The following is a 24,531-nucleotide window of genomic DNA, read 5'->3' as shown; positions in this document are numbered from 1 at the left end:
CAGGAGGTAATTCATTCATGGCCAAATTGATCCGTGCGCTCGTCCTGCTGTCCCTGATCGGAGGCTTGCTCCCCGGCTGCGGGGACCGGCCCTCTGCCGCTTCCGGCAAGGAGTCTGCCGCCGCCGCTGATGTCAGCACGAGCGTTCAACATTTGGGGACCCATATCATTCCCGCTTCGGATATCAGCAAGCTGCCGGAAGCAGCCAAGAAGCGAAGCGATACATTCGTCGCCGGCTTGATCGAGCCAAGCGGGGCGTTCACGCCGCATTTCCACCAGAGCGGCTATGACGGCAATGTCGCGTCCGTCCTGTTCGCTCCGCTGGTTACCGTCGACAAGTCGGGACTCCCTATTCCGCTGCTGGCAGAGAAGTGGGAGATATCTCCCGACCAGCTTACGTATACCTACAAGCTGCGCAAAGGCTTGAAGTTCAGCGACGGTTCGCCGCTGACGGCAGATGATGTCGCCTTTACGCTGACGATTCTGCACGACAAGTCCTATGACGGGGGCACGGATATTTTCCAGACTCATATCAGAGGCGGGCAGGCCTACAAGGAGGGCAAGACTGACAAAATCGAAGGCATTCGGGTCATCGATCCGCTAACCATCGAGATTACGACGGAGCAGGTGAACGCGACCGCTCTGCTGACCCTTGGCGGCATGGTGCTGTCGAAGGCCTACTATGGCAAAGACTACGTGCCCGGCCATCTCGACTACATTCGCGAGCTTCATGCGAAGCCGGTGGGCGCAGGCCCCTACAAGCTGGAGAAGCATCTGCCGGGGCAGGAAATCCGGTTTATTGCGAACGAGCACTACTTTGCCGGGAAGCCGCAGGTCGAGCGCTTCATTTATAAGACGACCGAGGGCGACACGTTCCAGTTCCTGGAGACGGGGGAGCAGGACTTCGCTTCCTTCTCGGCGACACAGGACAATCTGGAGAAGCTGCAGCGGCTCGGCTTCGTCAATCTGCAATTGAATACCTCCAGCGCTTACGGCTATATCGCGTTCAACCACCACAAACCGTATTTGAAGGATAAAAAGGTTCGCCAAGCGCTCATCTATGGCCTGGATCGCAAGACGATCGTCGAAGGCGTGTCGCAGGGCTCCGCTCAAGTCGCCAATGTGCCTGTCTCTCCTACCTCCTGGGCGTACACGGAAGAGGGCATCAACCCGTACGATTATGATCCGGACAAAGCGAAGCAGCTGCTGGAGGAAGCGGGCTGGAAAGCCGGGGCGCAAGGCATCCGGGAAAAAGACGGGCAAAAGCTGGTCATCCGCTATCTGTCCTCCAAAAGCAAAAACAGCGACGCCTTCATTGCCATCGCCAAAGAAAATTATGAAGCGATCGGCATCCAATTCGAGCCGGAGCAGTTCGCCGACTTCAACGCGCTGCGGGCCAAGGTTGAGGGCGGAGATTACGATCTCGCCAGCTTCTCGACGCCGATGATCATCGATCCGGCATACGGCGTGGCCGATTTCGCCACGGAGGAGGCGGAAGGCTACTCCAATCCGGCCGTCGACAAGCTCATTCAGGAAGGGCTGGGAACATTGGACACTGAGAAGCGGAAGGAAATCTACAAAAAGCTGTATCAGAAGCTGAACGAGGATCCGCCGTACATTTTTTACAGCTATTCGAAGCTGCTCTATGCCTATAACGCCCGGGTACAGGGACTCGAGCCGAATCCGTACCGGGGGATCGCCACGAGTCTGCCGTCGATCCGCATCGAATAGACTTCCTCCCGCCTGATGCCATGGCCGAGCGCCGAAGCAGGCGGGCGGGATTCATCTTTATCCAAAGGGGGCGCATCAATTGGGAACGTACTTGCTGAGAAGAACGCTGTACATGCTGCTTACGCTGCTGGGCGCATCCGTCCTTATTTTTGCGCTGTATGCGCTGACGCCAGGCGATTTCGTCGACAATGACATGAATCTGACCCAAGCCCGCAAGCTGGAGCTGAAAGAAATGTACGGTCTGAACAAGCCGATTATCGAACGTTATCTTATCTGGATGGGCAACGTGGTGAAAGGGGATTTCGGTTACTCCCTCCAGCACCAGCAGCCGATCACCGCCTTGTTCAGCCAATATATTTGGAACTCCTTCCTGCTCGCGGCCGCTTCTACGTTCCTGACCTGGTTCATCGCTGTCATTATCGGCGTCCTGAGCGCCTACAAGCAATATTCATGGTTCGATCGGATTGTCACGATCGGCATCTTCGCCGCGATGTCCGTGCCGGTATTCTTCATCGGGCTGTTCCTCATCAAGCTGCTGGCGGTCGATGCCAAGCTGCTTCCGCCGGGAGGCATGATTACGACCGGGAGCAATGCGACCGGGATCGCCTATGTTGCCGAGGTCGCCCATCATATGTTCCTGCCCGTCATGGTGATGACGCTGCTCGGGACCGGCGGGCTGACCCGATATTTCCGGACCCATATGCTCGAAGCGATGAAGCAGGACTACGTGCGCACCGCGCGGGCCAAAGGAATGAAGGAGCGGGCGATTCTGTACCGCCATGCCTTGCGGAATGCGATGCTGCCGGCCATTACGCTTATCGGCTTCGAGCTGCCGGGGCTGTTCGGCGGTTCGCTGATATTGGAGAAAATCTTCAACTGGCCGGGAATCGGGCAGTTATATATGCAGTCGTTCACCATGCGGGACTATCCCTTGCTCATGGGATTCACGATGCTGATCGCGATCCTGACCGTGATCGGGACCTTGCTGTCCGACCTGCTGTATCGTGTCGCCGATCCGCGCGTTCGGTTGTAGGAAGGAGGAATCGATCATGACCCATTTATCGATGACAGGGAAATTAGCGCGGGGGAGTTCCGTCGCACAGCCTGCGGCGAGGCCCTCGCTCTGGAGCCAGTCGATCCAGCGGCTGCGGCGCAATAAGCTGGCGCTAAGCGGGTTGGCGGTCATCGCCTTCATGTTCGCGGCCTGCTTCATCGGTCCCCTCTTCTCGCCCTACGCGGCAGGCAAAGTGAATCTGGCCGTGATGAATCAGGCGCCCAGCTCGGCGCACTGGCTCGGGACCGATCATTTGGGCCGCGATGTGCTCACCCGCCTGCTGCAGGCCGGACGCATCTCATTGACGGTCGGGCTGGCCTCGATGGTGCTGTCGGTCCTCATCGGCACCGTCCTCGGCGCGATAGCGGGCTATTACCGCGGCGTGGTCGATCAGTTGATCATGCGGACCGCGGATCTGCTGATGACCATTCCCGGCCTGCCGCTGCTGTTCATTATCGGCGCGATTCTGTCCGAATGGAAGGTGCCGACCGAGTACCGGCTCTATATCGTCATGCTGATGCTCAGCCTCGTGGGATGGCCCGGGCTCGCCCGGCTCGTGCGCGGGGAACTGCTTAGCCTGCGGGAACGGGACTTCATGCAGGCGGCGGAGGCGCTCGGCCTGAACGACCGCCGCAAGCTGTTCCGCCATCTCCTGCCGAACCTGTTCCCCCTGCTGATCGTCGTGGCGACGCTCAGCACGGGCGGGGCGATTCTGAGCGAATCGGTGCTCAGCTACTTCGGCCTTGGCGTCATGCCGCCCACCCCGACGTGGGGCAATATGATCGATGCCGCGAATTCGATCATCGATTTCGAGAAGCGGCCTTGGCTCTGGATCCCGCCGGGATTGGCCATCTTCGTCACGGTCATGTCCATCAACATCTTCGGAGACGGCTTGCGGGACGCGCTCGATCCGAAGCAAAAGCGATAAGTCCAGCGGTATGATGTCAAGTCCCTGATTGATGAGAATTGGAAAATTTCCTTGGCGTGCAGCAGGATCAATCCCAAAAAAGGCATCACCAAACTAGACCCAGTCGAAAATTAAGTAAAATACCATAATTTAACTGGGAATTAGAGAAGAAAATTCATGAGCCAAGGCATTATTGCTCTGTCGGCTTCACCTTCCTTCTGGGCGTATAGAGTTGGTCGTTGCGTAGCAGCACATCGACCAGACGCACAAGTTTTCTTGCCGTTAAGACGAGGGCACGTTTGTGTTGATGCTTAGGGACTTCATTGAATTTCTTCCGGTAGTACTCCCCGAATTCCGGGTCGCGGTTTTTTACCGAGTTGGCAGCTTCAACAAGGTAGTAGCGAAGGAATCGGTTGCCGGAACGAATGCGCTTTGTATCTTCCGCCTCGAAGGAGCCGGATTGGTGCTTGCGCCACGTCAGACCCGCATACTTGGCCAAGGCGGCTTGATCCGTGAAGCGGTCGATGTCGCCGATCTCGGCCAGGATGCCTGCGGCATAGACCCGATCAATGCCCGGAATGGAACGGAGGCACTGGCTGCTGGAAATGCCGTCTAAAATGCGCTCAATCGCCTTGTCGAGCTCTTTAAGCTGACTCTGGATGCTCCGGATCGACTGAATTGAGGTGCCCAGCACCAAATCAATGGAATCCTCGACAACCTTCGAGAGACGGTACGAGGCCCGAGCCGCCTTTTGAATACAGCGGGCGACGTGTTCGGGATCGGGGAAACGATTTCTCCCCTTGTCCTTGAGATAGTCAGCCAAACGGGCGACATCCATATTCGCCATCTCATCCAGACTATACTTTTCCGAGAGCATTTCCATGATGGCATGGCCGAACACGGAACTGTCCACCTCCGCGCGAAAAGCATTGCACTTGTAGAACAGATTTTGCAAAAAGTATTGCTTCTCGCGGGTAAGGTTGTGTACGAGATGGAATCGCATGCGAGTGAGCCGCTGCAAGGCGATGTACTGTTCCTGCATCACGATAGTCGTCGTGAGTCTGCCAAAACGCAGGCGGTCTGCAATGATCCAGGCATCGATGCGATCGGTTTTGTCCAGGTCGGCATAAGCGTCTTTGAATTTGTTAATCAGCTTCGGATTAATGGTGAACACCTTGGCATTCAATTGTTGAAGGGCCTCATCCTCATGCAAGTACATGGCTGGATGCCAACTGTAGACGGATGTGGCTTCAAGCCCGATATGAACCTCAGAGCAGGCTGTCTTGACCGCAGCAGAAATGATGCGATCCCGCAAGTAAGAAGCGCCGTGCAGATTGTTGGTGGTCTTGAAGGTCTCCAGGGTGTCGCCATCCGATTTCATCAAACAGGCTTCCAGTTCTTCGGAACTGACGTCAATACCGACAAAAAGCTTCAAGAGAATTCCTCCTTTCTATAAGGGATTCAGGGAACGGACTCTCCGGACTGTCTCCGGCGCACTCGCCGATCAATCACCCTCGCATATGAGAACACGCTTCGGTTCACGAGCTGCCCCGACGCTGCTACAGTCGGGCATGAGTTGCCGAAGGGAACAGCCAGCGGGTAAGAAGTGCAAGCGAGTACCGGAGAAACAGACTTAAAAAGTAGATTGGACTACAGGAGGGAGACGAATTTCCCCGAATGGAACCCTAAGTTCCATTGTCCAGAGACATTCCGGAAAGTCCAGTCCCCATATTAATTTTCAATGTGCAAGCTGGAAATTTTGAAGGCATTCTATGTTTCTATAAAGGACTGGAAAAAGACTCAAAACTGCCTTCAGGAAATACTATACGAGCGGAGGGTAGCTCATGAATGCACTGCTCGACATCCGGAATTTAAGTACTCATTTCTACGCTGGGGAAGGCATCGTCAAAGCCGTCGATGATGTCAGCCTGCGCATCAAGGAAGGAGAGACGGTGTGCGTCGTCGGGGAATCGGGCTGCGGCAAAAGCGTGACCGCCATGTCGGTTATGGGACTGCTTCCCGATCCGTCCGGGCGTATCGTCTCCGGCGAAATCCGCTTCAACGGCCAGGACATCAGGCAGTGGAGCAAGGAGCAGCTCCGGCGGCTGCGCGGGAACGAGATCGCAATCGTATTCCAGGAGCCCATGTCGGCCATGAATCCGGTGCTCACCATCGGCAAGCAGATGACCGAACCGCTGCGGGAGCATCTTCATCTGAAAGAGACCGCTGCAAGGGCCAGGGCGGTTGACCTGCTCAATCTGGTCGGCATTCCCCGGGCGGAAGCCATCTTGAACGCCTATCCGCATGAGCTGAGCGGCGGAATGCTGCAGCGCGTCATGATCGCGACAGCGTTGGCATGCCGCCCGCGGCTGCTCATCGCCGACGAACCGACGACGGCCCTCGATGTCACCATCCAGGCGCAAATTCTCGATATTTTGCATCAGGTGAAGGATGAGATGCAGACGGCCATCCTGCTGATTACGCATGATCTCGGCATCGTGGCCGAGATGGCGGACTATGTCGTCGTCATGTACGCCGGCAAAATCGTGGAGGAAGCCCCGGTCGAGGAGCTGTTCGATCGCCCTCAGCATCCGTACACCCAAGGGCTGCTCCGCTCCAAGCCGGTGCTGCATCAGCGGCGGAAGATGCTCTATTCCATACCGGGCCAGGTGCCCAACCCGCTGGAGCTGGGCTCATCCTGCTATTTCTATGACCGCTGCGATCAGCGGACGGGAGCATGCCGGACAGCCCATCCCGAACTGCGCCGCACTGGGCCGGATCATCATGTCGCCTGCTGGCTGTACGGGGAAGGAGAGAAACGCCATGAGCGAAGCGCTGATTGAAGTTCACCGCCTGAAAAAATATTATCCTGTTCGCGCAGGCTTGTTCAACCGCACCGTCAACCACGTCAAGGCGGTCGATGATATCAGCTTCTCGATCTACCCGGGCGAGACATTCGGCCTCGTCGGCGAATCCGGCAGCGGCAAGAGCACGGCCGGCCGGGCGATCCTGCGGCTGACCGGCAAGACCTCCGGCGACGTCCGCTATCAAGGGACCGACATCCATCAGTTGTCCCGCGCGGATATGCGCCGGCTGCGCCCCGAGCTGCAGTTCATCTTCCAGGATCCGTACAGCTCGCTGAATCCGCGGATGCGCGTCGGCGATGCGATCGGCGAGGCGCTGCTCCAGCACGGGCTGGCCGCCAAGGAAGAGATCCGGGATCGGGTGGAGGACATCCTGTCCGTCTGCGGGATGGCGGCCTATCATTATGACCGGTACCCCCATGAGTTTTCCGGGGGGCAGCGCCAGCGGATCGGCATCGCCCGGGCCATCATCCTGCAGCCCCGCTTCATTGTCGCTGACGAACCGGTATCCGCGCTGGACGTATCCATTCAGGCGCAGATAATCAATCTGTTCCGCCAGCTGCAGGAAGAGAGAGGCCTGACCTATCTGTTCATCTCGCATGATCTGAGCGTGGTCGAGCATTTATGCTCCCGGATCGGCGTCATGTATTTGGGCTCGCTTGTCGAGCTTGCGCCGCGGGACGAACTGTTCCGCCAGCCTCTCCATCCGTATACCCAGGCGCTGCTCTCGGCCATTCCGATCCCCGTTCCGAAGCGCAAGCGGTCGCGGATCGTGCTCCGCGGCGACATCCCGAGCCCGGTCAATCCTCCGTCCGGCTGCAAATTCCACACCCGCTGCCCGGTGGCCAAGGATATTTGCCGTCAGGAGGCCCCCCTCTTCCGGGAAGTGGGCAGCCGGCATTATGCGGCATGCCACCTCATCTGAGCAGATAGAGGGAAAGGCGGGTGTCTCACAGGCACTGCAAAATGATGGAGATGACAAGTTAACAGAGAATGTGGATGCGGGAAAAACGGCGGCGCGCAAATCAGTGAAAGATGGATGAAGCAGTGAAATGCTGCGTGGATGCATCAATTTCTGCTCTTTAAGCCGCTATTTGATGAAATTCCTGCAAAAGTACATGATGTTCATCCATTTTTGTCTTTTATCGATTGGATAGTCAGAAATTGATGCCGTTTTGCAGGATTCCCTGTAACGGAGTACACATCATAAAGGAAAAGTGTAGTTTTGCAGTTTTTCGGCGAGTCGAGCTTTGAGAATCAGGGGGGGGCTGACTCACTGTAGTGAAATACTACTTTTGGGACACCCCCCTCTTCTGTCCTCTAGATGTGGAAAACCAGGAAGAATGTCTTTCAAATAGTGGCCACTTTTTTTAGAGAGAGACCTATTCTAGTTTGGTCCCATACCACTATATAAGTAGTTACCATTTGTTCTAACCACTATATATGGACATCCATCCGTACGGTACAATATCCCCCTCTTTGTCCACCTTTGTATAGACAAATTCGCCTTTTATCCACTATGGGTGGACAAAGAAATCATCTAACCTTCCGTCATATCACAATAAGTTCATCAGCCCTTATATTCATTGCTCACTCCAACCTTATTGACGAAGCCGCGCCGCAGCGGCATCAGATTGATGAGTTCGATCCGGTCAGCTTATCTGAGACCGCACCAGTGTTTCTAATGATCTCACTTAAACTTTTCATAATGATCTCGCCTGTACTCTTCAGAGTGAACTCATCTGCAAAAAACGAAAATAAAATGTCTATCACCTGGTCAAGTTCAGCAATGAAACTGAAACACCGTGCCCGCCACCGAAAAGCGATCCCCGCTCTGCAATGGGTACAGCTTGTAGGGAATGATCGGCTCCCCCTCCAGCTCGGTTCCGTTGCGCGATCCGAGATCGCGTAGCGCCACTGCGCCGTCTTCGCCTTGAACCAGCTCACAGTGGTGCTTCGAGACGCCTGCTCCGGCTTCACGCCACTGCACCCCTTCTTCCGATCGGCCAATCACGAAGGGAAAGGCCAGAGGAATTCGTTCAACGGCGGCCGCCGCTTCTTCAGGAATGCCCGTCCCTCTGGCTCCCGTACTTCCTCCAATCCCGCCCAGCCTTTGCAGATAAGGCGGGCACCGCTCCCCTTCTCGAAAGTCCGTATCGGTGCCAGGCTTTTGTCCAAGGACGACTGTCGCTTCGCAGACGGAACTGTCGAGCACGGACGTATGCATAGGCAGTTCAGCATAGAAGGAATCCATCCGCGGCCCATCAGGCCTTGAAGGTCCGTTCCCTAATCCCTGCGGGAAGCTGGCATACTCCCTTGATTGGCTATCACGTTCCGCTGAGGGGCGAACGGCATCCGACACTGCTAGGTGAATGCCTTGCGCCACAGCTAGGTGCACGCCACCATGCCCCCCAGCCAGGCGAACGCCGTTCGCCGGAGCCGGTTCGCCCTCTGCCTGGAGCTCCAGCTTCATCCATTCCGGCCGCAGCAGCTCATCCCCGAAGTGAGCCTGCCCAGGGGAGAGAGCTTCCGTTCCTACCGCCGCAGATGAAGCGTCGCTCTCCCGGCGGGCGAGCATCCCAGGAATGCGGGCCAGCATTCCCGATATCCAGGCGGCCCCCAAGGCAACGGCCCCTATGCTGATTCCAACCGAGATAAGCAGCGTGTTCAAGGCCGGATTGTCTATATAGATATATCTCCAGGCCAGCGCGGCCGTTACGATAGCGGCCCCTCCCGCGGCATAATAGCTTTTGCCGAAAGGCGTTCCGTTGTTCTCCGGAACGGTACCCTCGTCCTCTCCCTGGAGCGTATCGGCTTCTCCCGGGATCGGGATGCCCGTGGCCGTCCGAACTGGCCAAGAAGCGGCTGGTTCATGAAGGGGGCCGATCCGTGGATTATCGCCCTCCTGCTTCTTCGACCCATCAGGGCCTGCTTCCGGCGGAGACATGCTTCCCATCCACTCGCTCCCCTCGGAAAGCCATAGGCTGACCGGGCGTTCTGCTTCCATAACGTTACCGTTTGTGCCGGCAATAAGGGATTGAAGCAGCTTCCGCACGTCGGCAAGGGAATGATCCTCCTGGGACAAGCATTGAACCAGCCGCTGGAATCCGTCTCCATTCCACTGGGCAACATGGGTGGACAGCAAAATGCCCAGTCTGCGCAGACCGTCCATTCCGGCCCGCGGCTGCAGCGGTTCCATCAATGGCAAGTAGGCGACATGCAATCCCCCGTCCGCGGCTTGTTCGTCGACAAAGACGCATTCCTCATGCAGAAGCACATGATCCGGATGCAGCATATAGGCCCGGCAATTTTCCAGAATGCGGACCAGCTGCAGCATCCACTCGAAATATTGGATCGAAGTCATTCTCATGCTTCTTAGAGCCTGCTTGAGCATTCGTTTGCCGCTGATATCGTAGATAAAGGAGAGCTCCAGATCGACTTCACGGATATCAAGGCGAAGGAAATTCGGCACCCGGTTATAGCCCAGCATCTTGGCTTGATGCTGATCCAGCGCTTCGGATGGAACGGGATTATCGCGGGTCAGCATCATGCCCATTCTTTCTTCCTGAATAAATTGAACCCGGTAACCGTAGATGAGACTCACGCTCCTTCCTGTTCGGATGGCTCATCATGAGGGCGATACCACGGTCAAGTAAGCGGTCAGCGCTCCCGGCAGCACGGCCCACATGAAAGGAAAGGTGGCTTGCTTTCCCGCTTCCTGCTAAACGGGCGCCAAGGAGCGGAACAGCCAACCGCTCATCAACGCAGACCACCAGCCGCGAATTGTCCCGCTGCGGCCGCCCGCCATCATGCATGCCGCAATAAGCCCGCCATACAGAATCGAAAAGATAAAGATATGCCAAGTCAAATCCATTCCCGTCAGCGCGCCAATGGCGGCAAACAGCTTCACGTCCCCGGCCCCGACGGCCTTGATGATGTACAGCAGCAGCATGATTCCGAACCCGCATCCCGCTCCGAGACCGCTAAAAGCAAGTCCCTGCCATCCATTCGCGGCACCGTGTATCATTAATCCGGCAGCAGCGGCAAACATCGTCAGCCGATTCGGTATTTTATGGGTCCGCACATCGGCAGCAAACGCAGCGAGCAGCATCACCCCGCATGTCCATATCGCACCGTTCATCCCGTTCATCGCTTTCTCCCTTCTATCATCCGCTTCAATCCGTTTCCGGTTTGAACCCGTTATTTTACCTCAAACGCCCGTTCAGCGCTTCGCCCGTCCTCCGTCTTCACGGCCAGCCGCCATGTTCCTGAGGTCGTATTGCCCGAGACATGCCATTCCCACATCACGACGCCATCCGCATCGGCGGTTGCCCAGCCAACATGCTTCGCCTGACTCTTGCCGCTCTTGTAATAGACGACCAGTTCCAGCCGTTCATACGGGTCCGCCTTGGCGGTAAGCCGCGCTTTTCTGCCGGGAAGGAGCGGATCGGGCGTCAGCTCCACCAAGGCCGGCGCCGGCTTGTCGGGCGAATCGCTGCCGGAAACAGACGGGGCCGGTCCGTCGCCGACCCAGACCCGCTCCACGGCTCGAGCGGACAACGTCAGCGTCGTATTCAGGAACGGGACCCGCATCGGCAAATCATAGGCAACCTCTATGGCGAAATAAGGATCGGTCTTCTTATCCAGATCCGGCAGCTTCACATGCGTAACCCGGATTCGCTCCTCTCTCAGCACGCCTTGAACGCCATAGCGGATGAGCAATGGCTTGATAACCGTCTCGGCGAGGCGAGCCTGGCCCGCTTCCCCTGCCGCCTCCGCCTGCCGGACAGCCCATTCCGTGCCGTCCTGCACCCATTCGCTGACAGGCTGTGGCAGCTCGCTCCCGAATGAGCGGCCGAAGTCCTGCACCGCCATCTTCATTCTCTGGGCCGGAGGCAGCCATTTGCCCGGCTTCCCCGAACGATCTCCATCCGCATCGGCGGACTGGGCGGCAATCAGACTGACAGGATACAAATGAGCGGATACCTGCTTCACCGCATTCATGGCGGCTGACTGCAGAGACGTCGTGATGACGGCGGCCTGAATCATGAACACGAAGAACATGAATACGAGCAGCACCATCGGCAGGAGTAAAGCGGCTTCAACCGTGATGCTTCCGCCCCTGTCAATCGACAGGCTCCGAGACGGGACCCGGCCCGCTCTCCTCCGAGATGTCGGGTCTCTTCCGGATTTAGATGCCGGGACTCTTACGCATTTAACCGGGTCTCTTCCGCGTTTAATAGGAGAACACGGAACGCTTGACCGCGTAGTAACGTCCATTCTCGATCTCACCGTCCCATAACCCGGCGTAACCCAGCAGCTTCATCAATCCCGGCAGGAACCAGAGCGGCGTGCTGAGACGGACTTCGGTCTCGCCATAGGTCCCCCTCGCAGCCGGATCGATTCCGGTATGATAATGAATCAACGCCAGCATCCGCTTCAGCATTCCTTCCCGGCCTCCATGAGCCAGCATGAAGAGACGAAGGTGACCTGCATAGTTCAGCTTCACCGCCGGCAAATAACGCGAGATCGGAATCTCGTTCTTCGTAACGAGCAGCAGCATATCCTGGACCGCTTGCTGAATGCCGTAAAGAATCGCTGACGCCAGAATAAGCAGCGGATGTCCGAGCTTGCCGAATTCCACGAAGCCCTCCATCGTGCGAATGGCGAGCCGCATCGTAAAAATCTCTCCATAGGCGGCCGCAATATTGCCGACCGGATTGTGAAAGCCGTACAGAATATATTCCAGCTCCTGGTTGGCAATGCCCAGCGTTTTCACGACTTCCTCTCCCGCATCCATTGAATCCAGCAATGATTTCAATTGCCGAGGGTCATAGGAGGTGAAGTACATATAGGCATATTCGTTCCGGTACAGACGATCGCGCAGCGATAATAACCCGTCTGCCGCTTGATCATACAGCGCGGTGACGGAATCCATGGACTGCCTGCTCTCCTCGACGGCATCGCCGACGACCGTTCGCTCCGCAGGCGTCTCGGTTGACGATTGGTTATAGGCATCAATCGCTTCCATCTTGCCGCGGACTTCATCAAAAGCAGCCTGGTGCTCCTGCAGCTTGCTTTTCAGCTCAGACAGCGAAGAGAGCAAGCCTTTAGCTTTTTCCAATTCCTTGTCCGCTTCCTGCTCTACCTGTTTGCGCTTCTTGTCCTTTCCTTGGTGATCGATCATTGCCGCCTCTCTCCGTTCAATATAGCTGCCGGCCGAACGGATAAACTCGGTGGCATACGTTTCGTAAGTCTCCAGCAGCTCTCTCGCCTTATTCTTCAATGTATAAGCAGAGGTGGAGTAAGCAGATATGCTATCCGCCAAGTGGTGGAAGACGGAAGCGGCGTTATCGATCCTCGACATGACCGCTTGCTGACGATCGATTTCTCCGCTCCATTCCTCGAAGAAAGAGTCTGGCATAACCAATTGCTCGGCGGAAGCATTGATTTCTTTGATGGCATCTTCAATCTGCTTGCCGTTATCCATCGTTCCCCCATCCGGAATAGCCGACTGGCCTACCTTGTCATAGCCGGCATAGTCGGGGCTGGAACGCACCTCTTCGATAACCCGCTTCATCTCTTCGTTAAAGTCCCTGGCTTCCTTCAAATGCGGTCTGGCTTCGCGGAGCCAGCGCTCATGATTCCCGTTATGGAGGGTGACGGCCCGCCGCAATCGCCATGCATGCTCGCGCGAATCCTTCTCGTAACGAGCCGTATCGTCCCGATGCTGCGGATCCTCATCGTCTCCCCTGCGGTCATCATCGCGTTTCTTCTCCGCGTAATCGGCATATTGAGCTGCAATATCGGCCGCCGATCGAATCGAGCCAACGAGACGATCCTCCATCATATCGTTCCTGTTAGCCGCGATTCCCTTGCCGATCCCCGAGCGGTCCAGCGCATCGCGGGATTTTTTCTGCAGCTTCAAGACAGCCAACAGCTCCTTATCCCTCCGATCCACCAGCTTCTGCAGCTTGGCGAGCAGCTCCGTCGTCTGAGCCGCTTCCTTCAACGCTCCCGATATCGGCTTCAGCTTGCCGGACAGCTCGAATACAAATTGCACCGGCGCCTTGTATTTCATCTCCTCCCCAATCTGGCGTTCCATCTCGTCGTAGTCCGCAAGCGGGCGGGTGACCGAGGTCGTATGACTGTCCAACAGCAGAGGAACCCACGGAAATACGCCTGCCGATCGCAGCCGATTTTGATCCTGCATCACATAGTCCAGGATCTGCGCCGGGTCGGTGGCCCCGTATGCGAATAATTGGTATCTCTCCTGCAGCGCGGGCTCATAAGCGGACATGACGGAGCGTATGCCTGCCCGGGCCAACGCCTCAATGCGCCACTCGGCCGCCGCGATACGGGCATAATCAATGAACACCGCTATGAATAAGAACATGGCGGCCACAATAAACACAAGCAATATCGACACCGATCCGTCCTTTGCCATAAAAATCCGCTTCGCCAATCGGTTCAGCCGATTGCGATTCACAGGCAGCACTCCCCTCTGCTCGTTATGACGGTCCCGAAATCTGTCCCGCCGCTTGCTTCAATATGCCTTCCGCTTCCCGTGTCGGGACGCCTTGTCCTTTCCATTCCTTCAGCTTCGCTGCCATATACCGCGCGAACTCCACCGTACGGATGAACTCTGCCGGCTCCACGATGGCCGACACAGCCTGCCCCTCATTCGAGTGCTCTCTTCCCGCTATGTTCCGGAACATCGTCTGATACAAGGGCTTGTCCAGAGCCGCGGTAATTCTGCGGTCCAGAAGGCCATTCTCGTAGCTCATCTTCCCGTGAAAAACATCAGGCACCAGTCTGGCGGCCCGGATCAGCTTCCGTTCGGGAAGAGAGCCGCCGGCAGCGGCGGCAGGCAATTTCACCATATGGTTCTCCCCGCCGAAGCCTCTACCGAGCACCTTGTCCAACATCCGGTCGTCGAGCAGGCGCCAATACAATCCATCCTGCTGCCCTGCCTCAAAGGCGCCGGTCACTGCCTCCTTGCGGCTGTTATCCCAGAAGGCCGCCGCCCGTTCCGCGGCCAGTTCCGCGGCATGCGAGCTCAGCACCGTCTGATAGATGAGCATGGCGAAGAACAGAATCGCCAGCGTACAGTAAAAAATGACGGGAAATACGAGCGAAGCTTCCACAATCATCGAGCCTTCTTCCTCCTGAACGGAACGCAGCCAGCCACGCAGCTTTGTGCTCAAGCCATATCCTCCTTTCACAAACATTGCAAACGGAACTCCTTCTATTTAAAAATCTTGTCTGTTTCCTTTGTCGCTCTGGAGATCAAATTTTCCAGGAACGTCGTGATTTGCTCTCTAAAGACAAGCGCCAACACCACGATCACCGCGATAATAATGACAATCTCCACCATGCCGAGCCCATCTTCCTCTTTCCACAGCCGTTTGAAAAACAGCAAGCCTATGTCCATGTCCCGCTTCCTTCTTTCTGATCCGTTTTTTCTTTGCGATTATTTTCCTGTTTTTTTCGGCGCTTCATCTCATCATTTCATCATGAGCAAAGCCGGAGCGCCCACGACGGCCAAGATGACCAGGAACATCAGCATCATCGGGAAAACCAGCTTCGTCGACGCTTCCTCCCCTCTCCGGCGGGCCACCGCCTTGCGTTTCTCCCAGAGCTGCCGGCCGACATCCTGCATCGCCAGCACGAATGTATCCCCGCCGCGGCGCTGATTGATCAGCACCGTCGTGACGAACACCGATACCTCCGGCAGGGAGCATCGCTTCGAGAATTGCTCCATTGCCTGCGCGAACGAGTACCCGTTATGCGCATCCTTCTGCATCCTGGCAAGCTCGGTGTAAAGCGGATGGCTCCATTCCTCCCGCTTGCGTTCGATGCAGATGGCCAGCGCCCTAGGTACCGTCTCGCCCGCCTGCACGAGCAAGGTCAGCTTGCTGATCAGTTCCGGCAGCTCCAGCTGCAGATCCTGCTTCTTCCGCTCAGCCCGATTCAGCGTATCCTTCACCTTCGCCAGCGGCAGAACGACGGCAACCAGCAGGCCGCCCGCCAGATTCGTGACGCTGCCGTCCGTCAGCGCCGGCAGCAGCAATGCCCCGCAGATGCCCGCGTACAGGTACAACGCCAGCTCAGCCAGCAGCACCCGGTACATCGTATGGCTCTGGGCCGGGCCGTGGATTTGCATTAACGCTTGGCGGACCGGAGACAGAGCCGGAGTCGTATCGAGAGCCGGCTGGACCCTCTCCAGCCAGCGCAGCGGCGCCGCAAGCCAGCGGACCGTCTTCGTCCGGGGGTTCAAGACTGCCAGCAGCGTCTCGTAGCGCGGCTGATTCCTATGATTCAGCAGCAGGAACACGAGCAGCAGAAGGGCGGAGCCGGAAGCCCATACCCACGGCGGCATCATCGCTTCCTCATCACCTCATTCCAAGAAAAATGATGTAACTGGCGGGTAACGCTACACACGGATATCCATCAGCTTGTGAATCAACCACGCGCCGAGCAGCAGAAGCAGCAGCGCCACCGTGGCGATAACGCGGCCGATGCCTTCATACAGCGCCGCCATGAAATCCGGGGAAGCCAGATTAAGAAAGGCTAAAAACAGGAACGGAGCCGCCATCATCACTTTCATCTCCAGCCGCTTCTGGGCGACAAGAACATCAATCTCCTGCTTCATATCCATCTTCTCGCCAATGACGGAAGACGTTCTGCGCACGACCTCGATCAAATCTCCTCCCGTCCGCTTGCAGGTGACCAGCACGTCGGCGAAGTTCGAGATGTCTTCATGCGCGGCCCGGCGGCTCAAATCCATTACCGCCTGCTCGATCGGCTCCCCATTATCCATCCGCATCGCAATAATTCGCAGCTCCCGCTCCATCTCCACCTCGGTTCCCGGGTAGAGCAGCTTCAAATCCGTTATCGCTTCTCGGAACGCATTTTCCATGGAGCGCCCCGCTGACAGCGATGAGGATAAGGAATAAAGCGCTTGCTTGAACTGCTGCGCGAGCCGGGTCCGCTTGCGCGCGAGCAGCGCTTGCCGGCGAATGCCGGTATAGCGCAGCCCGGCGGCAGCCAGCACGAGCATCCCCAGCCAGTGGCGATAGAACAAGTACCCGACGGCGGCCATGACAGCGGCTCCGGCACTCAGGGCCGCGATCTTCTCCCCAGGGGTCAAAATATACTCGATGTATTGCGGCAGCCGCTGTTCAGCCGACTCCGGCTGCTTCTCCATCGCTATGCACCTCCTTGTCCTCCGGCAGCCGGAACCCGGCCATCGTCAGCTTGTGCCGGTCCCGAAGCATATGCTGCGGGACAAGGCGCCCGGCCACTTGGCCTTCATCTGTGCCGGACTCCTCGAACCGGAACAGCGGCGCGAGGCACACCTCCCCGTCCTGCAGGCCGATAACCTCCGAAATCTCCATCACCTTGCGCGAGCCGTCGCGAAGACGGGCCAGATGAACGATGATATCGATCGCTGAGGCGATCTGCCGCCGAACGACCTCGATGGGGAGATTCGCGCCGCTCAGCACCATCGTCTCCAGGCGGCTGATCATATCAGCGGGTCCGTTGCTATGGCCAGTGGACAAGGCGCCGTCATGGCCGGTATTCATCGCCTGCAGCATATCGAGCGCCTCCGCCCCCCGGACTTCCCCGACGATGATGCGGTCCGGCCGCATCCGCAGCGAAGCCCGGATCAAATCCCGCATCGTGACGGCCCCCTTTCCCTCCGTATTGGCATTGCGCGTCTCCAGGGACACCAGATTCGGAACGGCCCGAATCTGGAGCTCGGCCGCATCCTCGATCGTAATAACCCGTTCCTGGTGAGGAATGTACTGCGACAATGCATTGAGAAATGTCGTCTTGCCCGAAGCCGTCCCCCCGCTGATGAAAATATTGAACTTGGCGGCGACCAGCGTCTGCAGAAGCAAAGCAGCCTGCTCGCTCAACGCGCCCAACCGGATCAGTTCGTCCATCTTCATCGGATCGGCCGGGAATTTGCGAATGGTAACCGTCGGCCCCTTGAGGGCGATCGGCGGCAGCACAACATGCACCCGCGAGCCGTCCGGCAGCCGTGCATCCACGATCGGGGACGATTCGTTAACAACCCGGTTCACCTGGGACACGACCGCCTGAATGACATCCTCCAGCTTCTCCTCGTTCTCAAAGGCGATCTCCGCTCGTTCGACCCGCCCCTTGCGCTCGATGAAGCACTCCTGATGGCTGTTGATCATAATCTCCGTAATGTCCGGATCGTCGACCAGCGGCTGGAGGGCGTCCAGACCGCGGAACGAGTAATAGACCCGCTTGACGATCTGCTCCAAAGCCTCCGACGTGAATTGTCCTGCTTGAGGGCTGGAGAACAGCGTCTGCTCAATTCTCCCCATAAACGCTTCGTCCGGAATGGGGTCCCCCCATTCGAGGCTGTCCCGAACGCGCTGCCGGGTCCAGGCATACGCTTCATCCATCGCTTGTTGGACGGAAGGAACTGCTGTGCTATCGTTCATGAGGCTTCCCTTCCGGACGGCAGCCTGTGCAGAAGCTGGCGATCCGCCCACTCGGCGACGGCAGCTTGATAAACGGCTGACTGCAGCCACTGATCGCTGCGGTGCATCTGCTTCCAGCTCGGAATATACGGCAAATATTTCGGATGTATGGACAACGGAGGACATCCGAAGACAAAATGCCGTAACAGCGCGGTTTTTCGGGGTTTCCTCGTGGTCATGGATGGACAAAGGGGGGCGTTGTTTGACAGTGTTTTTGTGGGTAACCTGTGGGTATGTGGGGAGTGTGGGCAAAAGGAAAAGCCCCGGGACTAACGCCGGGGCTTTCTTATGAATAACAAGAGTAGTATTAAAATGTTTCATTCATTAGTTCTTCAAGTTCGAGTACAGCTTCGAATAAATCAGGGCTAACGTGCCTAACTTCATGGCAAAATATGTTGAAGAGCATAAAAAACCTTTCCAGTTCTTCCTCTCGTCGCATTTTATTCTCTTCATATACTTGTTTATATGCAGCTTCCCATCTTACCATCAACTCATCCGCCCCTCTACATATTGATATCTAGTTTTCGATGTTTACCGTTAACATGATTATATACCGAACGCATGTTCCCATTCAATAGTCCTATCTATCTAATCAACTTTCAAAATGATATAATTGCGGATGTAAAGCACTTCCCTTAAATAGGTGATTCAGGTGGCTAGAATTACTCGGGGGAGATGCCTGCTAAAAGTCCGTATTAAGGAAGCCAACACAACCCAGGCTGAGTTGGCCCGCAAGTCAGGGTATTCTCCACAAAGAATATCCAACTGGGCCAATAACCGCGAACCAATGCCTTATGAGGTGGCTGTCCTTATTTCGTACATGCTCAACTGTCACGCAGAAGATATGTACGAATGGATTCTATAACGCCTTGCAGGCGTCCCTCCCGAGAAATGTATAGATATATCTATACACGCCCTAAATTTATCTAACCTTCCCCTACTTCCCTCCTCGCCGTATTTGTCTTAGCAGCGGCCGCCACCTACCTATTTTGTACTACATTTTCGGCAGTATGTACACTTCAGTTCATCCTGCGAATTTTCTCATATGCTCATACATAAATCGACAAAATCCGAGTGACTTCGCGCTTAATTTATGTTATTGGGGATCTCCGGAAATTTTTTTACAAATTCTTCGCACAAATAATGTGACATCGTGCATTTCTTTGGTTTACCACCCGGTGCATAAAAAAGCGCATGTCTAGTTATTACATCAATATAGGTTACGTTTTTTACGTTGACAATAACGTTACGATCTACAATTTCGTATGTATGGCCGCTAGCGTTCAGTGCATTCACCCAGTATTTAAGCGTACCAATCATAAAATATTCTCTTCTAGGGGTATGCACGATGATTCGGTCGCTGCTACTGTCGTATAATAAAAACCACACTCGCTCCGCTGATGTCGTTAACAAGCCCGTATCCGCGTTAGGATCGAGTGATACTGTCAAAAGGGTCATAATCTATTTACCCTATATAGTAGAGTCATCATACAGCACCCCCATTAGATGCTGTATTCCCCTTTAGTTATCAACTTATTCCCGGAAAATGAAGCCAGTCGGGAATATAAGAAAAAGCCTCGGGACTACTCCCGGGGCTCCTTTTCGTCTTCTACAAATTCAATTAGATCGTGTATAGATTCGAGTTCCAACGCCTTAAATATCGTATTTAATGCTTCAGGCGACCATTGCTTTGCTTTGTTGTTTACAAGGTCGCTAACCGTGTTAGGACGGATTCCGGTCATTTGGTGGAGCTTGTACATTGATATATCCCGTTGTTTTAATATCTCGTCCAACTTTAGCCGTATCACTTCCTCCACCTCCTACACTTTAAACATAACAAAAAAAGTTTAACGAATCAAGTTAGAGTGTATTGACTCTTAACGAAATTCGTTATATACTCTATTTAACGATAAACGTTAAACGAAAAATGTTTATCGTGGGAGGTGGGGGCAAGTGAAAGATTGGGTTCAGCTTCTTACGGCAATCATCCAGAGTTTTACCGCATTACTCATTTTGATTCAAGGCCGTAAGAAAAAGAAAAAGGGCACTAAACGGCGCGGACGGCGCAATCGTTAAGTACCCACGGGAGGCCGTTCGCTACAACGGCCTCCTCCCCCAATCTTAACACGAACCCTCGCCTCACAACAATACGCGGGAGGATGGACAAGCCATGGAATACATTACTTGGACATTCATTACTTTGGCATTCATTTTCACTATTGCAGCTTTGGTAATTGCGTTGCGGTGGAATAAAAAATAAGCCGGCGGGCGTATGCGGGAGAGGAGGAGAGCAATGACTCCGTATGAAAGGGTGTTCTTGTTCCGTGCGTTTGTTTCTGAACTTGACGGGTCTGATTTAATGCAACAAGCTCATACATTTTACGTCGGCCAAGTCCGTAACATATTAGGATGGACTGATCTTACAGATTCGAGATTGCTCGCGGAGATTCGGACGCTAGATAATGCATTCCGAACAATCGTTAGAAGATAAGCATGAAATCAAGGAGTTGTATTGAGAATGACGAATTGCAACTGTTTAGGGAAGGAAGAGGAATGGCACTTTGATGATGACTTAGGCTGCTGGTATGTATGTAGAGAATGCGAAGAATGCGGGTATTATTGGGAGGGACCTTATTATCATCTGGACGATCCTGAACTACGTCCCGAATAAAACGCTAAGGGCCGCGGTATATCACCGTGGCCCTTCTTTCGGAGGCAAGGAATCTCCAATAGTGTCTCCAATCAAGTGGTAGTTATACCGACCTTTCGTTCCTTTGCATCCCATTTAACTTTGACCCCGGCAGCATCAGCAACCGCCCGGATAGGAGCGTATGCGCTGCCGCCGATAAGTTCACCTGGCACAGGCGCGCCATTGATTGATGCCGTTTTGCTCTGCTGGTTCCAGCCAATCTTGGCGCCAAGCGCTTCGCCTACGGCCCGAATCGGAGCGAGAACCGTTCCATCGACTAGTGGCCCTTCGGCAATCTTTTTACCGTTGATTTCAATTCCGGCCATTACAACCTTCTTCCCCTGCTCATCGTATTTCATTAGTCCGTATTGTTCGATTAGGCCAATCAATAGCTGCGGATACTTCGGATCGGTCGCATATCCACCACGCCAGATTTCCCGGCAAGCTGTTTTGTAATCAGCGTTCAATACGCCGTGATAACGCTTCGGCTTGTCCTTTGTCCCGTTAAGGACGAGTTTCGAATGATCTTCGATGCTCTCAGCCCAGTTATGATACGCCCGAAAAGCAGCTTCTATTTGATAAGGTGTTCGGTCCGTTCTGTACTCCGTAGTAGGCATATTTACGCTGCCTGCCGGGCCCTTTCCCTTGATGCCGAATAGATTGTTCGCTTTTTTCGTCAGGCCGCTCTCTCCCCAGCCGCTTTCCAATGCAGCCTGGGCGATTGTGAGTGATGCGGGCACCCCTGTCCGCTTCATATCTTCCACGGCTGCCGGTGCAATCTTCGCAATGAAATCCGTTTGCTTCATGCTCCCCTTATCCTTTCCTTGTCCCTGATATTTTGAGAGGTACGCCCCGGGGTCTGTATGCATGCCGTAACCAAATGAAGGCGCTGCCTTGGTCCGTACCTCATAATGCAAATGCGAGCCGGTGCTGCGGCCTGTTGTCCCCTGCTTTCCGACTTCCTGTCCTGCTACTACTCTTTGACCGACCTTCACGGTGCAGGAATCCAGATGCGCGTAACAGTGCAGTGCGCCGCGCCCGTCCCTAATGGCGACTACAATACCAAAATTACCGAAGCCTGTTCCCGCTCGTCCTTCTCGGGCATGGACCACTTCCCCGCCCATAAACGCAAAAATAGGCGCTTTATGCGCCTTCACCAAGTCGATGCCGGTATGTTCTTTTTGTTTGCCATCAATAGGATCTTTTCGCGGCCCGAAAGGGCTTGTCACACGGTATCCATGCTTTCCCCAGTCATACATTTTTCTCGCCGCCCTTTCCTTTCAAAACAGCAATAACATCTTTCAATTGACTAGGCATGTTCATTCCGACGCGGCCAAGATTCTCTGTAATTGAAAGCAATTCATTTGCAATGAAAAAGTAAATTGCTCCAGACATAATTGCGTTCGTGCCTAAAATCAAATCAACATGATGGGCGAGCCCTACGATCAAGAACATTAGTCCTTTTTTAGCGAGCCCCCAAAAACCTACTTCGCTGCTCAAACCCTTGCTTGAATCTGTTGGGTTGTCGCGACCTTCTTTATATGCCGCCGCAAATCCTGTGATGTAGTCAACAGTAACAACAACGGCCAAAGCAGTCAGAAGCGAGCTCCACCCTCCATAAAAGAATGATGTAAACCCGCCAACGGCGGCGGCTCCCCACTTAATTAGCAAATCCCATCTTTCCATGAGTTTATCCCCCTATTGACATATGAAATAGCCCCCGGGTATCCCGAGGGCATAAATAAAGCGCCTGCTCTATGGCGTGGCGCTTATTCCTGTGTCGGAAATTTTATCCCAGTAATCTTCTCGTACTCTTCCGGCGTGATTTCCCCGAATCGGTTGGCCTCCGTCTTAACGGCTGCGCATAGCCCCTCTGCGTCGATCCATTCACAATCAAAAGCAAGTTTCCAGAAATTCATTCCGTTTGCCCTCCTTTAAATTCAATAATTTCAAGTTTAGCATTCGTCAATTCCGCACCCAGGCTGTCGATAGTCTGCTTTTTCTGCATGCTGTCCAGCCGCGATTGGGTCAACATTCTGCCAAGGTCATCAATGACGCTCTGCTGCTGGATATTCCTGATTTTCATTTGCGTCAATTCTTGGCCCAGCGCGTCGGTCTGTGACGGCTGCGGATCCGGATTCAGCGCTTCGATTTCCTCGTCCGTGAGTCCGTTCCGCCAGAAGCTTGGGCCGTCCACGGGTTGCGGCGGCTCCGGCAGCGGATCGTCGCTCTCCGGGTCATGCTCGGCCAGCACGGCCATGTATTCGGCGTATGCAGCCTCATAAGCCTCCTGCGCTGCTCTGTAGCCCTCGACATCGAATATAGGCTGATACAGCCCGTCAGGCATCGGCACAGCTACGGTGTAGCCTACGAGTACCGTTTCCGGTTCGTCAGGCTGCTCGTCGTCACGCTGCTCCGGTTCAGACTGCGGAAGGCTGCCGGGTTCGTCCGGTTCAACCGGTTCCCGCCGATCAAAAACGCCCGTCACGGAGTCCGCAACGAGCGTCGGTTCGATGTAGCGACCGGATAGGTCGGTTATGATTGCTTCTTTCATGTCGTGCCTCCTTATTTATTTGCAAGGAACGATATACCTTGCAATGAGAGATAATCATTTTTTGCATTAGGCGAGCCAATCTTTACAATCCCCGTTGGATCCACGTCAATGCGGACAAGAGCCTCGCCTACACCTGTTACCCATCCAAGCACAGGGAAAATAAGCGATTTGTCAGGTCTAAACCCTGTTGGAAGTATAAACAAAGATGTACCCAACGCTGCCGTTCCCCTACCTATCAAGCCCTCAATCGAAACAACATTCGAATCATCCTTATAGTAGAACGAATGTTCAAAAGGCGATCCATAATCTACCCACCCATTCAATAATGTAGGTTTAATCCGCAGAGGAGGTGGCGCATCCTTCTCCGCCTTCTGCGTCTCCACCACCGACAGCCGCCGCCCGATGTCACCTACATCCTTCACCAAGTCCGACACAGTCCCACGCAGGTTGGCCGCCACGGTGCCGCTGATTGGAGGCGCAAGAGTTGGATGAAGCATCGTATAGGTGACGTGGTAGATTGCGGTTGGGTCGTAATAACTAGGTTCAGTTTGTAAAACATTGTCGCCCTTCGCGATCCACGCCCTGTCAATTGCGTTATTTTTATAAACTATTGCACTAGCTACATGTGTCCTGTGTCGGAGCATCGTTGCAGGCAGATATGCATTGTTAATATTTCCTTCATCGCTAACACCGGGCGCTGGATTCGCCCGTTCCCGGATCACAATACCGCTGCCGACCTCGACCATGTTAGAGCCTGCGGAGAGTGTCGCGCCCAACTCGTAATTCCTGACGGGCTCGACGGTTGGCTTCGCCTTCAGGTATTGGAGGCGGTAAGGCGTCCATTCCGGATATGACGTTGTTGGCGTGTCAGCTACACTTGGATCGCTTGGCTTATTTATCTTAAACCATTGCTTTTTACCACTTGTATATGGAGTTTCGCGGCTCCCTTCTTGGTACATCCTCCAACCGTTAAAATACGCCTTAATCTCGTCGGGTTCCGGATTGTAATTTCCTCCCCATCCACTTTCATTATTGTGCACTGAAATATAAGCATTAGATGTGAAAATGCGAGTAACATCACTAAAACCCCAATTTTCTACATTTATAGGTTTATCATTTACGCTTAATAGACTGCCATTGTATTTTGTAACGAAAAGTCTGCCGTAGTCATCTTCATCTGCTGGGGAACTGTTATTTGGAACACAATCATT

At 54.8% G+C, this 24,531-nt stretch carries 25 protein-coding genes and 2 pseudogenes; 7 read left to right on the top strand and 20 right to left on the bottom strand.

Annotated elements, in window-relative coordinates:
- Nucleotides 1-17 precede the first annotated feature (17 nt).
- From OCY70_RS14695 to opp4C, 3 genes are all read left to right on the top strand, one after another.
- A complete protein-coding gene (locus OCY70_RS14695) occupies nt 18-1,730 on the top strand; it encodes an ABC transporter substrate-binding protein (protein ID WP_213431163.1) in 1,713 nt (570 codons plus the stop codon).
- Between the two features lie 79 nt (nt 1,731-1,809).
- Complete coding sequence (locus OCY70_RS14690; RefSeq protein WP_213431164.1) at nt 1,810-2,763, top strand: ABC transporter permease; 954 nt, start codon at nt 1,810-1,812, stop codon at nt 2,761-2,763.
- Between the two features lie 16 nt (nt 2,764-2,779).
- Entirely contained in the window at nt 2,780-3,712 is a 933-nt protein-coding gene (gene opp4C, locus OCY70_RS14685) for an oligopeptide ABC transporter permease (protein ID WP_213431165.1), read from the top strand.
- 169 nt (nt 3,713-3,881) lie between these two features.
- On the opposite strand, the gene OCY70_RS14680 is transcribed toward opp4C, so the two are convergent.
- Entirely contained in the window at nt 3,882-5,126 is a 1,245-nt protein-coding gene (locus OCY70_RS14680) for an IS110 family transposase (protein ID WP_261944499.1), read from the bottom strand.
- 409 nt (nt 5,127-5,535) lie between these two features.
- Between OCY70_RS14680 and OCY70_RS14675 the strand changes: the two genes are divergently transcribed.
- Nucleotides 5,536-6,534 carry an ABC transporter ATP-binding protein gene (locus OCY70_RS14675; RefSeq protein WP_213430529.1) on the top strand — a complete coding sequence of 333 codons (999 nt, stop codon included), beginning with the start codon at nt 5,536-5,538 and terminating at the stop codon, nt 6,532-6,534.
- Nucleotides 6,515-7,480, top strand: a complete 966-nt coding sequence (locus OCY70_RS14670; RefSeq protein ID WP_213430530.1) for an ABC transporter ATP-binding protein — start codon at nt 6,515-6,517, stop codon at nt 7,478-7,480. Before OCY70_RS14675 ends, OCY70_RS14670 begins: the two co-directional genes overlap by 20 nt.
- 858 nt (nt 7,481-8,338) lie before the next feature.
- On the opposite strand, the gene OCY70_RS14665 is transcribed toward OCY70_RS14670, so the two are convergent.
- From OCY70_RS14665 to OCY70_RS14615, 11 genes are all read right to left on the bottom strand, one after another.
- Entirely contained in the window at nt 8,339-10,159 is a 1,821-nt protein-coding gene (locus OCY70_RS14665) for a DUF6382 domain-containing protein (protein ID WP_249725536.1), read from the bottom strand.
- 117 nt (nt 10,160-10,276) lie between these two features.
- Nucleotides 10,277-10,705 carry an A24 family peptidase gene (locus tag OCY70_RS14660; RefSeq protein WP_249725537.1) on the bottom strand — a complete coding sequence of 143 codons (429 nt, stop codon included), beginning with the start codon at nt 10,703-10,705 and terminating at the stop codon, nt 10,277-10,279.
- A gap of 50 nt (nt 10,706-10,755) precedes the next feature.
- The gene (locus tag OCY70_RS14655; RefSeq protein WP_213430531.1) at nt 10,756-11,637 is read right to left on the bottom strand and encodes an AAA family ATPase; all 882 of its coding nucleotides are present in this window, start codon (nt 11,635-11,637) and stop codon (nt 10,756-10,758) included.
- A 154-nt stretch (nt 11,638-11,791) separates the two neighbouring features.
- On the bottom strand, nt 11,792-14,044 hold the full coding sequence (locus OCY70_RS14650; protein ID WP_213430532.1) for a TadE/TadG family type IV pilus assembly protein: 2,253 nt from the start codon (nt 14,042-14,044) through the stop codon (nt 11,792-11,794).
- Between the two features lie 22 nt (nt 14,045-14,066).
- Nucleotides 14,067-14,762, bottom strand: coding sequence for a TadE/TadG family type IV pilus assembly protein (locus OCY70_RS14645; protein WP_213430533.1), 696 nt, complete (start codon nt 14,760-14,762; stop codon nt 14,067-14,069).
- Between the two features lie 41 nt (nt 14,763-14,803).
- Nucleotides 14,804-14,989 (bottom strand): Flp1 family type IVb pilin, encoded by a 186-nt coding sequence (locus OCY70_RS14640; protein WP_213430534.1) that lies wholly within the window; start codon nt 14,987-14,989, stop codon nt 14,804-14,806.
- 72 nt (nt 14,990-15,061) lie between these two features.
- Nucleotides 15,062-15,940 (bottom strand): type II secretion system F family protein, encoded by an 879-nt coding sequence (locus OCY70_RS14635; RefSeq protein ID WP_249725538.1) that lies wholly within the window; start codon nt 15,938-15,940, stop codon nt 15,062-15,064.
- Between the two features lie 51 nt (nt 15,941-15,991).
- Nucleotides 15,992-16,765: a type II secretion system F family protein gene (locus OCY70_RS14630; RefSeq protein ID WP_213430535.1), complete on the bottom strand. Its 774-nt coding sequence runs from the start codon at nt 16,763-16,765 to the stop codon at nt 15,992-15,994.
- Entirely contained in the window at nt 16,740-18,038 is a 1,299-nt protein-coding gene (locus OCY70_RS14625; RefSeq protein ID WP_249725539.1) for a CpaF family protein, read from the bottom strand. The genes OCY70_RS14630 and OCY70_RS14625 overlap by 26 nt, the downstream gene beginning before the upstream one ends.
- The gene (locus OCY70_RS14620) at nt 18,035-18,193 is read right to left on the bottom strand and encodes a hypothetical protein (protein WP_249725540.1); all 159 of its coding nucleotides are present in this window, start codon (nt 18,191-18,193) and stop codon (nt 18,035-18,037) included. Before OCY70_RS14620 ends, OCY70_RS14625 begins: the two co-directional genes overlap by 4 nt.
- A gap of 191 nt (nt 18,194-18,384) precedes the next feature.
- Complete coding sequence (locus OCY70_RS14615; RefSeq protein WP_213430543.1) at nt 18,385-18,564, bottom strand: asparaginase; 180 nt, start codon at nt 18,562-18,564, stop codon at nt 18,385-18,387.
- Between the two features lie 156 nt (nt 18,565-18,720).
- Between OCY70_RS14615 and OCY70_RS14610 the strand changes: the two genes are divergently transcribed.
- Nucleotides 18,721-18,942, top strand: a complete 222-nt coding sequence (locus OCY70_RS14610) for a helix-turn-helix domain-containing protein (protein ID WP_315973914.1) — start codon at nt 18,721-18,723, stop codon at nt 18,940-18,942.
- A 221-nt stretch (nt 18,943-19,163) separates the two neighbouring features.
- Here OCY70_RS14610 and OCY70_RS14605 read toward each other — a convergent pair whose 3' ends face one another.
- Nucleotides 19,164-19,535 (bottom strand): LytTR family transcriptional regulator DNA-binding domain-containing protein, encoded by a 372-nt coding sequence (locus OCY70_RS14605; RefSeq protein ID WP_213430537.1) that lies wholly within the window; start codon nt 19,533-19,535, stop codon nt 19,164-19,166.
- Between the two features lie 125 nt (nt 19,536-19,660).
- Nucleotides 19,661-19,885, bottom strand: coding sequence for a helix-turn-helix domain-containing protein (locus OCY70_RS14600; protein WP_213430538.1), 225 nt, complete (start codon nt 19,883-19,885; stop codon nt 19,661-19,663).
- Nucleotides 19,886-20,030: 145 nt separating this feature from the next.
- Between OCY70_RS14600 and OCY70_RS14595 the strand changes: the two genes are divergently transcribed.
- Nucleotides 20,031-20,153 (top strand): hypothetical protein, encoded by a 123-nt coding sequence (locus tag OCY70_RS14595; RefSeq protein WP_261944936.1) that lies wholly within the window; start codon nt 20,031-20,033, stop codon nt 20,151-20,153.
- Between the two features lie 666 nt (nt 20,154-20,819).
- Here OCY70_RS14595 and OCY70_RS14590 read toward each other — a convergent pair.
- The 6 genes and pseudogenes from OCY70_RS14590 to OCY70_RS14565 form a co-directional block, all read right to left on the bottom strand.
- Nucleotides 20,820-21,572 (bottom strand): glucosaminidase domain-containing protein, encoded by a 753-nt coding sequence (locus tag OCY70_RS14590; RefSeq protein WP_261948777.1) that lies wholly within the window; start codon nt 21,570-21,572, stop codon nt 20,820-20,822.
- A 141-nt stretch (nt 21,573-21,713) separates the two neighbouring features.
- Nucleotides 21,714-21,890: pseudogene (locus tag OCY70_RS36135) on the bottom strand (peptidoglycan DD-metalloendopeptidase family protein); the annotation flags it as partial.
- Between the two features lie 127 nt (nt 21,891-22,017).
- Nucleotides 22,018-22,452: a phage holin family protein gene (locus OCY70_RS14580; protein ID WP_213426120.1), complete on the bottom strand. Its 435-nt coding sequence runs from the start codon at nt 22,450-22,452 to the stop codon at nt 22,018-22,020.
- An 83-nt stretch (nt 22,453-22,535) separates the two neighbouring features.
- Entirely contained in the window at nt 22,536-22,685 is a 150-nt protein-coding gene (locus OCY70_RS14575) for an XkdX family protein (protein WP_213431628.1), read from the bottom strand.
- Entirely contained in the window at nt 22,682-23,320 is a 639-nt protein-coding gene (locus OCY70_RS14570) for a hypothetical protein (RefSeq protein WP_261944479.1), read from the bottom strand. The genes OCY70_RS14575 and OCY70_RS14570 overlap by 4 nt, the downstream gene beginning before the upstream one ends.
- A gap of 11 nt (nt 23,321-23,331) precedes the next feature.
- Nucleotides 23,332-24,531: pseudogene (locus OCY70_RS14565) on the bottom strand (hypothetical protein); the annotation flags it as partial.

It is taken from the genome of Paenibacillus melissococcoides, from assembly GCA_944800085.1.
Classification (GTDB): Bacteria; Bacillota; Bacilli; order Paenibacillales; family Paenibacillaceae; genus Paenibacillus_B; species Paenibacillus_B melissococcoides.
The sequence above is the reverse complement of the archived record's forward strand: the minus strand, read 5'-3'. Positions and strand labels throughout refer to the sequence as shown.

Bases quoted from the DNA above. Each gene is read 5' to 3' on its own strand.
- OCY70_RS14615 (WP_213430543.1), bottom strand. From the start codon at position 18,564: ATGGTAAGATGGGAAGCTGCATATAAACAAGTATATGAAGAGAATAAA.
- OCY70_RS14675 (WP_213430529.1), top strand. From the start codon at position 5,536: ATGAATGCACTGCTCGACATCCGGAATTTAAGTACTCATTTCTACGCT.
- OCY70_RS14640 (WP_213430534.1), bottom strand. From the start codon at position 14,989: ATGGACATAGGCTTGCTGTTTTTCAAACGGCTGTGGAAAGAGGAAGAT.
- OCY70_RS14660 (WP_249725537.1), bottom strand. From the start codon at position 10,705: ATGAACGGGATGAACGGTGCGATATGGACATGCGGGGTGATGCTGCTC.
- OCY70_RS14580 (WP_213426120.1), bottom strand. From the start codon at position 22,452: ATGGAAAGATGGGATTTGCTAATTAAGTGGGGAGCCGCCGCCGTTGGC.
- OCY70_RS14695 (WP_213431163.1), top strand. From the start codon at position 18: ATGGCCAAATTGATCCGTGCGCTCGTCCTGCTGTCCCTGATCGGAGGC.
- OCY70_RS14605 (WP_213430537.1), bottom strand. From the start codon at position 19,535: ATGACCCTTTTGACAGTATCACTCGATCCTAACGCGGATACGGGCTTG.
- OCY70_RS14570 (WP_261944479.1), bottom strand. From the start codon at position 23,320: ATGAAAGAAGCAATCATAACCGACCTATCCGGTCGCTACATCGAACCG.
- opp4C (WP_213431165.1), top strand. From the start codon at position 2,780: ATGACCCATTTATCGATGACAGGGAAATTAGCGCGGGGGAGTTCCGTC.
- OCY70_RS14635 (WP_249725538.1), bottom strand. From the start codon at position 15,940: ATGATGCCGCCGTGGGTATGGGCTTCCGGCTCCGCCCTTCTGCTGCTC.
- OCY70_RS14575 (WP_213431628.1), bottom strand. From the start codon at position 22,685: ATGAATTTCTGGAAACTTGCTTTTGATTGTGAATGGATCGACGCAGAG.
- OCY70_RS14655 (WP_213430531.1), bottom strand. From the start codon at position 11,637: ATGGTGCTGCTCGTATTCATGTTCTTCGTGTTCATGATTCAGGCCGCC.
- OCY70_RS14630 (WP_213430535.1), bottom strand. From the start codon at position 16,765: ATGGAGAAGCAGCCGGAGTCGGCTGAACAGCGGCTGCCGCAATACATC.
- OCY70_RS14590 (WP_261948777.1), bottom strand. From the start codon at position 21,572: ATGAAGCAAACGGATTTCATTGCGAAGATTGCACCGGCAGCCGTGGAA.
- OCY70_RS14625 (WP_249725539.1), bottom strand. From the start codon at position 18,038: ATGAACGATAGCACAGCAGTTCCTTCCGTCCAACAAGCGATGGATGAA.
- OCY70_RS14670 (WP_213430530.1), top strand. From the start codon at position 6,515: ATGAGCGAAGCGCTGATTGAAGTTCACCGCCTGAAAAAATATTATCCT.